Here is a 12,832-nt window from a genome sequence, read left to right on the forward strand (position 1 = left end):
GGGTCCGGCAGTCGGCTGGATGGTTACCGCCGCCGCGGCTCAATAGCGTTCCTGGTGCGCGCAACCCTGACCGATGACATGGAAAGGCCACCAGGATGTCCAGCTATCCGGGACACACCATCGACCCGGCGGTACGCGTCGAACACCTCACCCGGGTGTACGAGACCGGCCCTGACCGGGTGGACGCGTTGGCCGGGGTCGACGTCGACTTCGGCCGCGGCACCTTCACCGCGGTGATGGGGCCCTCCGGCTCCGGCAAGAGCACGCTGCTGCAGACCGCGGCCGGCCTCGACCGGCCCACCTCCGGGCGGGTCGTCGTCGGCGACGCCGACCTGTCGCTGCTGTCCGAGACCCGTCTCACCGAACTGCGGCGGACCCGGATCGGTTTCGTCTTCCAGGCGTTCAATCTGATCGGTGCGCTCACCGTCGAGGAGAACATCGTCCTGCCGCTGCGGCTGGCCGGCGTCCGGCCGGACCGGGCCTGGCTGGCCCGGGTGGTCGAGCGGGTCGGGCTGACCGACCGGCTGCACCACCGGCCGGCCGCCCTCTCCGGCGGCCAGCAGCAGCGGGTGGCGATCGCCCGGGCGCTGGCCACCCGCCCCGAGGTGGTTTTCTGCGACGAGCCCACCGGGGCGCTGGACACCCGGACCGCGGCGGAGGTGCTGACGCTGCTGCGCGCCGTCGTCGACGAACACGGGCTGACCGTGGTGATGGTGACCCACGACCCGGTCGCCGCGTCGTACGCGGACCGGGTGCTCGTGCTGGCCGACGGCCTGATCGTCGCCGACCTGCCGCAGCTCGGAGCCGCCCGGATCGCCGAGCACCTGGCCTCGCTGGACCGGCGGGTGCTCCGATGACGGCGCTCGCCGCCCGGCTGCTGCGGCACCGTGCCGGCCCGTCCGCCGCCACGCTGCTCGCCCTGATCGCCGGGGTGATGATCCTGGTCGCCATGGGCACCCTCGTCGAGTCCGGGTTGCGCTTCCGTCCGGAGCCCCGGCTCTGGGCGGCGGCCGACCTGGTCGTCGCCAGCCGCACGGTCAGCCACACGTTCCAGGAGTTCGGCGGGGAAACCACCACGAGCACCGTGGCCCTGCCCGAGGGCGGCACGGTGGACGCCGCCCTGGTGGACCGGATCCGGCGGCTGCCCGGCGTCGCGGCCGTGAGCGGCGACGACCGGGTGCTGATCGGCTCGACCGACGTCGTCGGGCACGGCTGGGCCACGTACGCCTTCACGGGGCGTCCGATCGCGGCGGGCGCCGCGCCGGCGGCCGACGACGAGGTGCTGGCCGACTCCCGGCTCGGCGTCGTCCCCGGCGACCATGTCGACCTGGTCGTCGGCGGGGTCGGTCAGCCGTACCGGGTGAGCGGGACCGCCGACACCGGTACGGCCGCGGTCTTCTTCACCGATGCGCAGGCCGCCCGGCTGTCCGCGCACCCGGGCCGGGTGGACGCGGTCGGCGTGCGGCTGGCGCCCGGCGTGGACCGTGCCACGGTCGGCGACGCGGTCCGCGCGACGGCCGCGGCGGCCGGCGCCACGACGTACGCCGGGTCCGACCGCGGGCAGGTCGAGCAGGCGGCGAACCTGACCGCCGCGGGGTTGCTGGTCGAGGCCGGGTCGGCCTTCGGCGGGTACGTCGTCCTGCTGATCGTCTTCGTGGTGGCCGGCACGATCGGGCTGTCCGTCCGGCACCGTCGACGCGATCTGGCGTTGCTGCGCGCGATCGCTGCCACCCCGGGCCAGGTGCGCCGGATGCTGACCGCCGAGGCCGCGCTGCTCGCCCTGGTGGGTGCCGCGGTCGGCGTGCCGGCCGGCCTGTCCGCGGCCCGCTGGGTGCACGGCGAACTGGTCGACCGGGGATTCGTCCCGGCCGACTTCCCGATGAGCGGTGGCCTGTTCACGGTGCCGGCCGCGGTCGGTACGGCGGTGCTGGTGGCGGTGCTCGCCGCGCTGGTCGCCGGGCGCCGGGTCACCGGGATCAGGCCGACCGAGGCGCTCGGTGAGATCGCCGTCGAGCCGCGCGGCGGTGGCCGGGTGCGGCTGGTCGCCGGCGGGCTGACGCTGGTGGCGGCGGTCAGTTCCGGGGCGTTCGTCCTCGGCGGCGGCGGGCCGACGGCCGCGCTGGCCGGCGCGGTCGGCATGCTCTACCTGTTCGTCATCGCGGTGGCGCTGCTCGCGCCGCGGATCAACGCGGCCGCGGCCCGGCTGCTGACCCCGGTGCTGCCCCGGATCTGGCGGGTCAGCGGCTACCTGGCCGCCGCCAACCTGCGGGCCAACGCGCGGGGGATGGCGACGGTGCTGACCGCCCTCGTGCTGTCGGTCGGGTTCGGCGGCTCGGTCTGGTTCCTGCAGACCAACCTCGAACGGCAGACCGTCGCGCAGAGCGGCGCGGGCACCCGCGCCGAGCGGGTACTGGTCGCGCCGGGTGGGCTGCCGCCGGAGGCGGTCCGGGAGGTCCGGGAACTGGCCGGGGTGCGGGCGGCCACCGGGGTCCGCCGTACCCAGGTGGTGGTGCGGTCGTTCGACGGGATCGAGCCGGTCGCCGCCCAGGCCGTCGACCCGGACGGCATCACCGGGACGATGGACCTCGACGTGCGCGAGGGCAACCTGGCGGACCTGGGCGCGGACACGGTCGCGCTCTCCGCGACCCAGGCGTCCGCGTCCGGCTGGCACGTCGGCGACCAGGCGGAACTCTGGCTCGGCGACGGCACCCCGGTCAGGCTGCGGGTCGTGGCGGTCTACCGGCGCGGGCTCGGCTTCGGCGACGTCACGCTGGCCGACCGGACGGTCCTCGGACACACCGCCGGGGCCGCCGACGACGAGATCCTGGTGCGCGCCGGTCCCGACGCCGACGCCGGGCTGGCCGCCTGGTCGGCCCGCCACCCGGGCAGCGAGGTGCTCGACGCGGCCGCCCGTACCCGGCTGATCAGCGCCGACCTGGCGTTCGGCGCCTGGCTGAACCGGCTGCTGATCGGTGTGCTGGTGGGTTACGCGGCGCTGGCCGCGGCCACCACGATGGTGTCCGCCGCGCTGGCCCGCCGCCGCGAACTGGCGCTGCTGCGGCTGGTCGGTCTGACCCGCCGGCAGGTCCGCGCGATGGTGCACGCCGAACAGGCCGGGCTGCTGGGCACCGCCGTGCTGATCGGCGCGACGATCGCGGCGCTGACCCTGGGCGCGATCGTCAACGCGCTGACCGGCAGCCCGATTCCGTACGTCCCGCCGCTCGGCTGGGTGGCGGTGCTCGGCGGTACGACGCTGCTGGCGCTGGCGACCACGGTGCTGCCGGTCCGGCGGCTGCTGCGGGTCCCGCCGGTCGACCACATCGGCATCAGGGAGTAGGGGCCGACGTCAACGGGAGGGCATCGGCGCCGGCTGGGCGCTGGCCATCCGACCCGGATCCCAGTACGAGTCGTCGGGAGTCGGCAGCCGGGTGCTGGTCGAGCCCGGGTCGGTACCGGTGCTCGACGGGGCCGGTGACTGCCCCCGCGGCCCGGAACCGCGGGAGGTCAGCACGCCGACCACGACGGCCACCACCACGACGGCGACGGCCACCCCGGCCGCCGCGACCCAGCCGTTCCTCATGTCCCGCTCCTCTCCACCGGTGTCGGTGCTCGCCTGGTTGGACGTGCGCCACCCCCGGCCGGATCCATGCGGATCCGGCCGGGGGCCGGCGTCACCCGGTCGGGTGACTCAGGTGCGGTTCGCCACCGAGTTGTAGGCGTCCATCACGGCGGTGTCGAAGTAGGGGCTCCGGTTCACCCCGGAGCTGTCCAACGTACTCATGATTCCGTTGACGTAGCCGTAGGAGCCGTTGTAGAGGCGCAGCCAGACCGAGCCGCTGGAGCCGCCGGTGAAGCCACACCTGAGGGCGATCTGGTTCTCCTGGAACGGCCAGATCCCCGGCCGGTACGTGGTGCCCTGGCAGTACTGCTGCCATCCGCCGTCGTACGGCGGCGCCGCCGGGTAGGCCAGAATGGTGACCGCCTGCTCATAGCTGTAATTGACCGAAAGGCCATTTCCGCCGAGTACGTCCACCGGCCGCTGGCCAGAGGCGTTCGGCCACATGGTGATGTACGAAACGTCCCGGTCGAGGTTGCTGTCGTTGATCCAGGCATTGAAAGTGGTCAGGTACTTGGCCGACCATCGGCCGTACGGCTCGGCGCCGTAGTTGTAATAGGGGATGAAAATCCAGTTCTGCATCCACTGGCCACCCCGGCCGCCGTGCACGCAGTGCCCGGCGCTCATCACGAGCAGCTTGGAACCGCTGTTCACCGTGCCCGCCGAGCAGACGTAGTTCTTCCCGTCCGCCGGGTTGTAGAAGAACACCTTGCCAACCGTGGCGGAGGCGTTGACCTGGATGTTGATCGGGCCGGCGGCGGCTGCCCGGCTCCGGGTGGCGACCGACGCGCTGGGGGCGGCGGGCGGCGTGGACTGGGCCGTACCGGCCGCTCGCGAGGCCGTGCCGGAGCTGGTCTGGGCCTTGTCGACCAGCGTGTCCGCCGACTGGGCGGTGCGCAGCCGCTCCGGGGTCCAGTAGCTGCTCGCCTGGTCGGCGACCTGCAGTCCGCTCCGCTGCGCGGTCGACACACCCGCCGCCACCGTGCTGACCGACGCGTCACCGGAGGTGCTGGCCGGGGCCGCCTGGGCGGACCCGGCGCCGCCCATCAGGGTCAGCGTCGTGACGAGGGCGGCGGACACGGCAACCGTGGCCACGCGCCGGATTTCCGGAAAATGCATACTGTTCCTCCCAACAGATGGCATTGGCGCTCTTCGAAGCGCTGAAAACAGCATGACCATGGTCGGGCTGAACGGGAAGCGTTAGCGGGTGTCTATTAGCCATCCATCGACTGTCATTGAGTTGACTGTCGATCGGCGGGAAATCCGCCGCAGAAAGTGGGTATCTTCAATAACCACTAAAGATGCGTCCATTATGTACCGGGAGGTCGTGCGGTCCAGGTCGACCCCGGTTACCGGATCAGCGGTTCACGTAGGCGGCCAGGCCGCCGAGCTCCTCGTTGGCGATGAACACCGACCGCACGTTGATGACGGCCTCCTCGACGTGGGCGGCGCAGCCCCACGCCGCGTCGCCCCACGAGTCGGCGACCTTGATCTCGGCCGGTGCGGTGCACCCCTGGGCGCCGCCGAGCTGGCAGTGCTCGGGGTGCGGCCTGGTGGCCTGCGCGGCCGCGGCGGCGCGCATCCGGGTGGCGAGCTCCGCGGCGGCGGCGGCACGCTGCTCGGCCTCGGCGCGCAGCCGCTGCTCGGCGCCGCCTCCACCAGGTGCGTCGGGTCCGCCAGCGACGCGGAGATGATGACGGACCGCCCGAACAACGCCTGCAGACCCTCGTCCGGCCCGCCGGGTCAGCGTGCGGTCCTCCGCACGGCCGCAGGCGTGCGGAGGACCGCCGCCGTCGACTGGCGCCGCACCAGCGTCGGGGCGATGAGCTGCTTGAGCGGCCGGGCACTCCCGCCGCCGGCGATCTCCTCCAGCAGCAGGTCGACGGCGATGTTCCCGATCTCCTCGGCCGGCAGTCGTACGGTGGTCAGCGGCGGCGACAGGAAGCCCGAGAAGGGGTAGTCACCGAATCCGATCACCATCATGTCGTCCGGCACCTTCAGGCCGTGCTCCGCCAGGGCGCGGTACAGGCCGAGGGCGAAGTAGTCGTTGCCGACGACGACCGCGTCCGGCAGCTTCGCCCGGCGGAGCATCCGCCGGGACACCTGGTAGGCCTGCTCGGGCTGCCAGGGCAGGGCGGCCTGCTCGGACCGGCGGGTCGGTACGGAGATGACGCTGCCCCGCGGCACCGGCCGGCCGGCCTCGGCCATGGCCCGGCGGAAGCCGGCGATCCGGTTGGCGATGGTGGTGATCGGCAGGTCCTCCTCGAGCACCACGATCGAGCGGGCCCCGCAGGAGATCGCGTGGCTGGTGGCGCGGTAACCGCCCAGCTCGTTGTCGGTCCCGACGAACCGGTAGCCCAGCTCGGGCAGGTCCCGGTTGAGCAGGACGGTCGGCACGCCGACCGCGCCGAGGCGGCGCCAGTGTTCGTCGCCGGCCTGCACCGGGACCACGATGCAACCACTCACGGAGGAGCGCAGCAGCGATTCCACCGCCCGCGCCTCGTTGTCGGCGGACTCCTCGGTGACCCCCAGCAGCAGGGAGTAGCCCTGTGCCCTGGCCCGCAGTTCGATGCTGGAGATGAGCTGCGCGTAGAACGGGTTGGACGGGTTGGTGATGACCAGGCCCAGGGTCATGCTCGAGCCGAGCACGAGTGACCGGGCGAGGGAGTTGGGCACGTAGCCGATCCGCTCCGCCTCGGCGCGCACCAGCGCCCGGGTCTCCTTCCCGATCCCGCTCTTCCCGGACAGCGCGCGGGAGACCGTGTTCACCGACAGGTTCAGCGTTTCGGCGATGTCCCGCAGTGTCCGCCGGCGGGTCCCAGCCATGTGTGCGTGCCTTTCTGCCTTGGCCGGTGTGACCGCGGCGCCCGTGGTGGTCGCCGCGGTCGCGCCGTCAGCTCTTGGCCGTGAGATAGATACGCAGTGTCGCAGCCGGATCGTCGCCGGTCAGTGTGCCACGCAGCCGCAGCCACTGGCCGAACCCGCTGACCGGCCAGGTCGCCAGGCCGGGGCCGGCCGCCACGTGCTCCTGGCCGTCGAGATCGCACCAGGTCAGCCCGTCCGGGGAGATCTGGGTGACCAGCTTGACCGCGACGTCGTCGCCGGAGGTGGTGAGGGTCTGCACGAACCAGCGTGCCTCGCCGGCCCACGCCGCCTCGTACGGTTCGGTCACGAAGTCGCCCTTGAACGTCGTGTTTCGTTCCAGGACCGCTGTCAACGAATGCCGCATCGGGTCACCAATCCGTGGAGATGAGGACGGAGTCCAGGAACAGGAAGTTGCGGACAGTCGAGTGGGTCCGCACCGAGAAGTAGAAGTTCAGCAGGTTCTCCAGTGAGTCGTAGCGCTCCTGGTACGGCGGGACCGGCACGGCGGACATGTCCATGACGCGGTCGTTGAGCTGCAGCTCGACGTTCCGCCGGGCGTCGGTGTCGATGACCCAGCGCAGGTAGTGCCAGTTGACCTTCGTCGGCACCTCGTTGTAGCAGAGCTCCTGGGGCTCGCCGAACGGGTGCCAGTCCTCCGGGTTCGGCGCCGTGAAGTCGGCGGCGTAGGGCAGTTTGATCTTGCCCTCCAGGTGTTCGCGCGGCGTCGGCTCGGGGACCACCGGGTAGACCCACTGGCGGGCGAGCTTGTTGTCCAGCGTGGTGTTCAGGTAGCGGGCCACGGTGTGGTAGCGCAGGCCGCCGTCGCCGCACAGGTCGGTGGCCACGGTGAAGCAGCCGAACTGCGCCTCGGACGGGTGCAGGTTGCCGTCCCAGGTGACATCGCCGAACCGGTCGTCCCCGCTGGGGTCGATGGTCGCCTCGGACTTGAAGGTGAAGTAGGCCTCGAGTTGCAGCAGGCCCCGTCCGCTCATGGTCAGCCGGCGGATCGCGGTCGCGGTGTGCCCCTGGTACGCGCGGGTGGCGAGCTTCAGGGCGTACGTGCCGGTCATCGCGCCGTGCGTACCGATGTCGAAGAACGTGCACGAGGAGAGCTGCGGCGGCCGGAAGTCCCGCATGTGGTCGTCCACGGTGGACAGGTCGCCCTGACCGTTGTAGTTGCCCAGCAGTTCGGTCCAGCCGTGCGTGCCCGAGTTGAAGTCGTCGTGGGACAGGATCCGCCGAAGGGGCGAGAACTTCGACAGCTTCGGGTCCGCCGACACGATGGCGTGGCGAAGTTCCGCGGCCAGATCAGGCCGCTCCAATGTGGTCATGCCGCGTGCTCCTGAAGGGTTTAGGCAATGCCGGGCGGCGATTTTTCCGCGCCGGCTCGATTGACCTGAGCAACGTCATCCGATGGCGCTGAACGTTAACGTTAATGCCAGCGCCCCGTCAAGCAGATGCCACCGATCCGGTGTGCCGGTTTCAGGGCATACCACCTGCCTGGCAGGGCTCCCTGGCTTGGACTCTTGACGGCTCGGGGCAGCGGCACCTAGCATCAGCCAGGTCTTCGCATTAACGTTAATGTAACGTGGTCGACATGCCGCACCGGCCGTCGGCGCAATTGTTCTCATCCCCGCCGCGATGTCAATTGCCATGCCGCTGCCCGACGTCGCACGTCGTCGTGGCCCGACTTGGAGTGCCCTCAATGCTGAAACGGTCTGGTCCGTCGTGACCGGGTACCTGATCCGGCGCACGTTGTTCGCCGTCTTCGTCCTGTGGGGCGCCGTGACCGTCGTCTTCGGGATGCTCCGGCTGGTCCCGGGCGACCCGGCACAGCTCATCCTCGGCTCGGACGCCACCCAGCAGGAGATCGCGCAACTGCGCACCCAGATGGGACTCGACCGCCCGCTGCTGGTGCAGTACGGCAAGTACCTGTCCGACGTGGTCCAGCTGAACTTCGGCGACTCGTACCGCTACCACAAGGACGCGATGGGTCTGGTGGTCGACCGGTTCCCGCTGACCCTGCAACTCGCCGTGGTGGCGATGGTGATCGCCCTGGTCGTCGGGATCTCGCTCGGCGTGATCGCCGCGCTGCGGGTCAACCGGTTCACCGACCGGCTGGTGTCGGTGTTCGCGCTGCTGTCCCAGTCCATGCCGTCGTTCTGGATCGGGATCGTGCTGATCCTGGTCTTCGCCCGGCAGTTGCACCTGTTGCCCAGCGGCGGTCAGGGCGGACTCGACCGCATGATCCTGCCCGGCTTCACCCTCGCCCTGCCGATCATCGCCATCCTGATCCGGCTGACCCGCAGCGGCCTGCTCGACGTCATCCACGAGAACTACATCCAGACCGCCCGGGCCAAGGGCCTGTCCGAGCGGATCGTCATCTTCCCGCACGCCATCCGCAACGCGCTGATCCCGATCGTGACGGTGGTCGGCATCAAGTTCGGCGAACTGCTCGGCACCGCGGTGATCGTCGAGACGGTCTTCGCCTGGCCCGGCAGCGGACGGCTGCTCGTCGACGCCATCGGCGCCCGGGACTACAACGTCGTGCAGGCCGCGATCCTGATGATCGCCGGCGGCTTCGTCCTGATCAACCTGGCGGTGGACGTCCTGTACGGCTACCTCGACCCACGAATCCGACAGGGGTGACGATGAACAGCTTCGCCAGCCAGGCGCCGGGGACCGACGAGGCACCGGTGCCGTCGTCCCCGGAATCCCCGCTCGGTCCCGTCGGCGCCGCGCCGACCGGGGAACGGTCGACCGGGGACCGACCGGCCGAGGGCCGGACCCGCGGCCGGATCGGGCGGGGACGCATCATCGTCTCGCTGTCGGTGGTCGCCTGCTACGTGGTGGCCGCGGTGATCGGGCCGATCCTGCTGAGGTACGACCCGGTCGCCACCGATCTCACGGCGCGGCTGAAACCACCCGGTACCCGCCTGCCGGACGGGAGCCTGGCGGTCTTCGGCACCGACCAGGTCGGCCAGGACCTGCTGGCACAGATGATGCAGGGCGCCCGGGTGTCCATCATGGTCGGTGCCGCCACGCTGCTGCTGGCCGGTACGATCGGAGTCGCCGCCGGCCTGGTCGCCGGCTACTTCGGCGGCTGGCTGGACGCGGTGCTCATGCGGCTCGCGGACGTCCAGCTCACCTTCCCCTCGATCCTGCTGGCGATCCTCATCGCGGCCATCCTCGGGCCGAGCGTGCTGAACGTCATCATCGTGCTGTCCATCTCCAACTGGGTGACGTTCGCCCGGGTCACCCGCAGTCAGGTGCTCGCGCTCAAGGAGCGGGACTTCGTCGACGCCACCCGTACCCTCGGCGCCCGGACCTGGCACCTGGTCACCCGGAGCATCCTGCCGGCCGCGGCCGCGCCGATCCTGGTCGTCGCGACGGTGGACCTGGGCCACGTGATCCTGGCCGAGGCGTCGCTGAGCTTCCTCGGCCTCGGCACCCCGACGAGCACGCCGAGCTGGGGCATGACCATCGCCAACGGCCGGAACTACCTGTCCAACGCGTGGTGGATCTCCACCATCCCCGGCATCGGCCTGGCCGGCCTGCTGGTCAGCCTGGGCGTCCTCGGCGACGCCCTGCGCGACCGCTTCGACCCACGGCTGAGGAGCATGTGATGAGTGATCCACTCCTGTCGGTGCGGGACCTGACGGTCCGGTTCCGCGCCCGCGCGGGCACCGTCACCGCCGTCGACCGGGTGAGCTTCGACCTGGCCGAGGGGGAGACCCTCGCGGTCCTGGGCGAGACCGGCAGCGGCAAGAGCGTCACCGCCCAGGCCCTCATGGGACTGGTGCCGCACCCGGCGGGCCGGGTGACCGGCGGGCAGATCCACTATGCCGGCTCGGACCTGCTGGCCCGCCCGCGGGCCCAGACCCGCCGGTTGAACGGCACCGAGCTGGCCATGGTGTTCCAGGACCCGCTCAGCTCCCTCAACCCGGTGTTCCGGGTGGGCGCGCAGATCGGCGAGCTGTTCCGCCGCCGGCAGGGCGCATCCCGGGCGGAGGCACGCCGCAAGGCGATCGAGTTGATGGACCGGGTGGGCATCCCGGCCGCCGCGCGACGGGTCGACGACTACCCGCACCAGTTCTCCGGCGGCATGCGGCAACGGGTGATGATCGCCATGGCGCTCGCCCTGCGACCCAGGCTCCTCATCGCCGACGAACCGACGACGGCGCTGGACGTCACGGTCCAGGCGCAGATCATGGCGCTGCTCGCGGAGCTCAAGGCGGAACACCGGATGGCGATGATCCTGATCAGCCACGACCTCGGCGTGGTCGCGGGCGTCGCGGACCGCGTCATGATCATGTACGCGGGCCGGGTGGTGGAGACCGGCGGGCTGCGCGAGGTGTACGACACGATGGGCCACCCGTACACCCGGGGGTTGATGGCCTCGATCCCGGACCTGGACGGTCCGCGCGAGCGACTGGTGCCCATCCCCGGTGCGCCGCCGGACCTGATGCGGCTGCCCAGCGGGTGCCCGTTCCGGCCCCGGTGCGCGTTCGCCACCGACGTCTGCGCCACCGAACGGCCGGACCTGGCGCCGGTCCCCGGCCCGGGCGCGGTGGACGGGGGCCTCCCGTCGCCGGCCGGGTCGCACCGCGCCGCCTGCCACCACACGAAGGAGGTGCTGGCCGATGTCCGCCCTGCTGTCGGTTCGTGACCTGCACACCAGCTTCCCGATCAGGTCGTCGTTGCTGCGCCGCCGGGTCGGTGACGTGCAGGCCGTCTCGGGCGTCTCGTTCGACCTGCCCGCCGGGCGGACCCTGGGCCTGGTCGGCGAGTCGGGCTCGGGCAAGACCACCCTCGCGCGCACCGTCATCGGCCTGGAACGGCCGCGGTCCGGACAGGTGCTCTTCGACGGCGCGGACCTGGTCACCCAGTCCGGCGCCGCGCTGCGGCGGACCCGCCGCCGGATCCAAATGATCTTCCAGGACCCGTACGCGTCGCTGAACCCGCGGCTGACCGTGCAACAGATCATCAGCGAGGCGTGGCTGATCAACCCCGGGGTGGTACCGCGCGACCGGTGGGCCGCCGAGGTGAAGGATCTGCTGGCCCGGGTCGGACTCAACCCCGACCACGCCGACCGGTACCCGCACCAGTTCTCCGGCGGACAGCGCCAGCGGGTCGGCATCGCCCGGGCGCTGGCGCTGCGGCCGCGGCTGGTGATCTGCGACGAGGCGGTCTCCGCGCTGGACGTCTCGGTCCAGGCGCAGGTGCTCAACCTGCTCGTGGACCTGCAGGCGGATCTCGGTCTCAGCTACCTCTTCATCGCCCACGACCTGTCCGTGGTGCGGCACATCAGCGACGAGATCGCGGTGATGTACCTGGGCAAGGTCGTCGAGACCGGAACCCGGGAGCAGATCTTCACCGCCCCGGTGCACCCGTACACGCAGGCCCTGCTCTCCGCGGTGCCGGTGTCCCGGCCGTGGGCCGCGCCCGGCAAGGAGCAGATCATCCTCACCGGGGACATCCCGTCGCCGGTCTCACCGCCGTCCGGCTGCCGGTTCCGCACCCGGTGCTGGAAGGCCCGACCCCGGTGCGCGAGCGAGGAACCGGCGCTGGTCGACCGGCTGGGCGGCCACCCCGCGGCCTGCCACTTCCCGGAACTGCCGGCACAGCCGCCGGCCGTCGCGGCGGGCGCGCCGTGACCGGGCGGGTACGGCTGGTCCTGGTCCGCCACGGCGAGTCGCTGTGGAACGTCGAGGAGCGTTACCAGGGGCAGGCCGACTCGGGGCTCACCGCCACCGGCCGGGCGCAGGCGGAGGTGGCCGCCGCCGAGCTGCTGGCCCGGTTCGGCGCGGCCGACCTGGTCGTCACCAGCGACCTGCCGCGGGCCCGGGACACCGCGAACGCGTACCTGCGTCACCTCGGTCGGGACGCCCGGCAGGACGCCCGGCTGCGCGAGGTCGACGTGGGCGACTGGACCGGCCGGACGTTCACCGAGATCAGCGCCGCGTACCCGGACGACGTCGCGGCGGCCGGCCGCGGGGTGGACGTACGCCGCGGCGGCGGCGAGACATTCGCCGAGGTGCGCGAGCGGGTCTGGCAGGCGCTGGTCGAGGCCGCCGGTCAGGTGGCCGGTCAGGGTGCCGGCGGGACGGTCGTCGCGTTCAGCCACGGCGGCGCGATCCGGGTCGCGGCGGCAGCCGCGCTGCGGGTGCCGACGCCCGGCCACACCAGCTTCGCCCCGCCGGTGAACACCTCGCTGACGGTCATCACCTACGCCGGCGAGCAGGGACACCACTGCCTCGTCGAGTACAACTCGCCGACCGCGCGGGCCGCCTCCGCGACCCGCGCGGACTGAGCCCGGCGCCCGCGCGGACCGAGCCAGGAAAGGACCGA

13 protein-coding genes are annotated in these 12,832 nt (G+C 71.9%); 7 read left to right on the plus strand and 6 right to left on the minus strand.

Going from position 1 to position 12,832, the window contains the following annotated elements; genetic code table 11:
• Nucleotides 1–95: 95 nt before the first annotated feature.
• Both ACFOX0_RS18905 and ACFOX0_RS18910 read left to right on the plus strand, forming a co-directional pair.
• On the plus strand, nt 96–857 hold the full coding sequence (locus ACFOX0_RS18905; protein WP_377547636.1) for an ABC transporter ATP-binding protein: 762 nt from the start codon (nt 96–98) through the stop codon (nt 855–857).
• Complete coding sequence (locus tag ACFOX0_RS18910) at nt 854–3,337, plus strand: FtsX-like permease family protein (protein WP_377547638.1); 2,484 nt, start codon at nt 854–856, stop codon at nt 3,335–3,337. The genes ACFOX0_RS18905 and ACFOX0_RS18910 overlap by 4 nt, the downstream gene beginning before the upstream one ends.
• Before the next feature lie 9 nt (nt 3,338–3,346).
• Here ACFOX0_RS18910 and ACFOX0_RS18915 read toward each other — a convergent pair whose 3' ends face one another.
• The 6 genes from ACFOX0_RS18915 to ACFOX0_RS18940 all read right to left on the minus strand — a co-directional run bounded on the left by ACFOX0_RS18915 (nt 3,347) and on the right by ACFOX0_RS18940 (nt 7,812).
• Nucleotides 3,347–3,580, minus strand: coding sequence for a hypothetical protein (locus ACFOX0_RS18915; protein WP_377547640.1), 234 nt, complete (start codon nt 3,578–3,580; stop codon nt 3,347–3,349).
• Nucleotides 3,581–3,688: 108 nt separating this feature from the next.
• Nucleotides 3,689–4,711, minus strand: coding sequence for a trypsin-like serine peptidase (locus ACFOX0_RS18920; RefSeq protein ID WP_377547642.1), 1,023 nt, complete (start codon nt 4,709–4,711; stop codon nt 3,689–3,691).
• A gap of 262 nt (nt 4,712–4,973) precedes the next feature.
• Nucleotides 4,974–5,198: a hypothetical protein gene (locus ACFOX0_RS18925; RefSeq protein ID WP_377547644.1), complete on the minus strand. Its 225-nt coding sequence runs from the start codon at nt 5,196–5,198 to the stop codon at nt 4,974–4,976.
• Nucleotides 5,199–5,359: 161 nt separating this feature from the next.
• Nucleotides 5,360–6,442, minus strand: a complete 1,083-nt coding sequence (locus tag ACFOX0_RS18930) for a LacI family DNA-binding transcriptional regulator (protein WP_377547646.1) — start codon at nt 6,440–6,442, stop codon at nt 5,360–5,362.
• A gap of 67 nt (nt 6,443–6,509) precedes the next feature.
• A complete protein-coding gene (locus ACFOX0_RS18935) occupies nt 6,510–6,845 on the minus strand; it encodes a hypothetical protein (RefSeq protein ID WP_377547648.1) in 336 nt (111 codons plus the stop codon).
• A gap of 4 nt (nt 6,846–6,849) precedes the next feature.
• Nucleotides 6,850–7,812 (minus strand): DUF6772 family protein, encoded by a 963-nt coding sequence (locus tag ACFOX0_RS18940; protein ID WP_377547650.1) that lies wholly within the window; start codon nt 7,810–7,812, stop codon nt 6,850–6,852.
• Nucleotides 7,813–8,209: 397 nt separating this feature from the next.
• On the opposite strand from ACFOX0_RS18940, the gene nikB reads away from it, so the two are divergent.
• Genes nikB through ACFOX0_RS18965 form a run of 5 tightly spaced genes read left to right on the plus strand, consistent with a single transcriptional unit; the run spans nt 8,210 to nt 12,794 of the window.
• Nucleotides 8,210–9,130 carry a nickel ABC transporter permease gene (gene nikB, locus ACFOX0_RS18945; protein ID WP_377547652.1) on the plus strand — a complete coding sequence of 307 codons (921 nt, stop codon included), beginning with the start codon at nt 8,210–8,212 and terminating at the stop codon, nt 9,128–9,130.
• 2 nt (nt 9,131–9,132) lie between these two features.
• Nucleotides 9,133–10,107 (plus strand): ABC transporter permease, encoded by a 975-nt coding sequence (locus tag ACFOX0_RS18950; protein WP_377547654.1) that lies wholly within the window; start codon nt 9,133–9,135, stop codon nt 10,105–10,107.
• A complete protein-coding gene (locus ACFOX0_RS18955) occupies nt 10,107–11,150 on the plus strand; it encodes an ABC transporter ATP-binding protein (RefSeq protein ID WP_377547655.1) in 1,044 nt (347 codons plus the stop codon). Before ACFOX0_RS18950 ends, ACFOX0_RS18955 begins: the two co-directional genes overlap by 1 nt.
• The gene (locus tag ACFOX0_RS18960; RefSeq protein ID WP_377547657.1) at nt 11,125–12,138 is read left to right on the plus strand and encodes an ABC transporter ATP-binding protein; all 1,014 of its coding nucleotides are present in this window, start codon (nt 11,125–11,127) and stop codon (nt 12,136–12,138) included. Before ACFOX0_RS18955 ends, ACFOX0_RS18960 begins: the two co-directional genes overlap by 26 nt.
• Nucleotides 12,135–12,794 carry a histidine phosphatase family protein gene (locus ACFOX0_RS18965; protein WP_377547659.1) on the plus strand — a complete coding sequence of 220 codons (660 nt, stop codon included), beginning with the start codon at nt 12,135–12,137 and terminating at the stop codon, nt 12,792–12,794. Before ACFOX0_RS18960 ends, ACFOX0_RS18965 begins: the two co-directional genes overlap by 4 nt.
• Nucleotides 12,795–12,832: the final 38 nt, after the last annotated feature.

The organism is Micromonospora zhanjiangensis (assembly GCF_042650605.1).
Lineage (GTDB): Bacteria > Actinomycetota > Actinomycetes > Mycobacteriales > Micromonosporaceae > Micromonospora_J > Micromonospora_J zhanjiangensis.

Bases quoted from the DNA above. Each gene is read 5' to 3' on its own strand.
- ACFOX0_RS18905 (WP_377547636.1), top strand. From the start codon at position 96: ATGTCCAGCTATCCGGGACACACCATCGACCCGGCGGTACGCGTCGAA.
- ACFOX0_RS18910 (WP_377547638.1), top strand. From the start codon at position 854: ATGACGGCGCTCGCCGCCCGGCTGCTGCGGCACCGTGCCGGCCCGTCC.
- ACFOX0_RS18915 (WP_377547640.1), bottom strand. From the start codon at position 3,580: ATGAGGAACGGCTGGGTCGCGGCGGCCGGGGTGGCCGTCGCCGTCGTG.
- ACFOX0_RS18925 (WP_377547644.1), bottom strand. From the start codon at position 5,198: ATGCGCGCCGCCGCGGCCGCGCAGGCCACCAGGCCGCACCCCGAGCAC.
- ACFOX0_RS18930 (WP_377547646.1), bottom strand. From the start codon at position 6,442: ATGGCTGGGACCCGCCGGCGGACACTGCGGGACATCGCCGAAACGCTG.
- ACFOX0_RS18935 (WP_377547648.1), bottom strand. From the start codon at position 6,845: ATGCGGCATTCGTTGACAGCGGTCCTGGAACGAAACACGACGTTCAAG.
- ACFOX0_RS18940 (WP_377547650.1), bottom strand. From the start codon at position 7,812: ATGACCACATTGGAGCGGCCTGATCTGGCCGCGGAACTTCGCCACGCC.
- ACFOX0_RS18950 (WP_377547654.1), top strand. From the start codon at position 9,133: ATGAACAGCTTCGCCAGCCAGGCGCCGGGGACCGACGAGGCACCGGTG.
- ACFOX0_RS18955 (WP_377547655.1), top strand. From the start codon at position 10,107: ATGAGTGATCCACTCCTGTCGGTGCGGGACCTGACGGTCCGGTTCCGC.
- ACFOX0_RS18960 (WP_377547657.1), top strand. From the start codon at position 11,125: ATGTCCGCCCTGCTGTCGGTTCGTGACCTGCACACCAGCTTCCCGATC.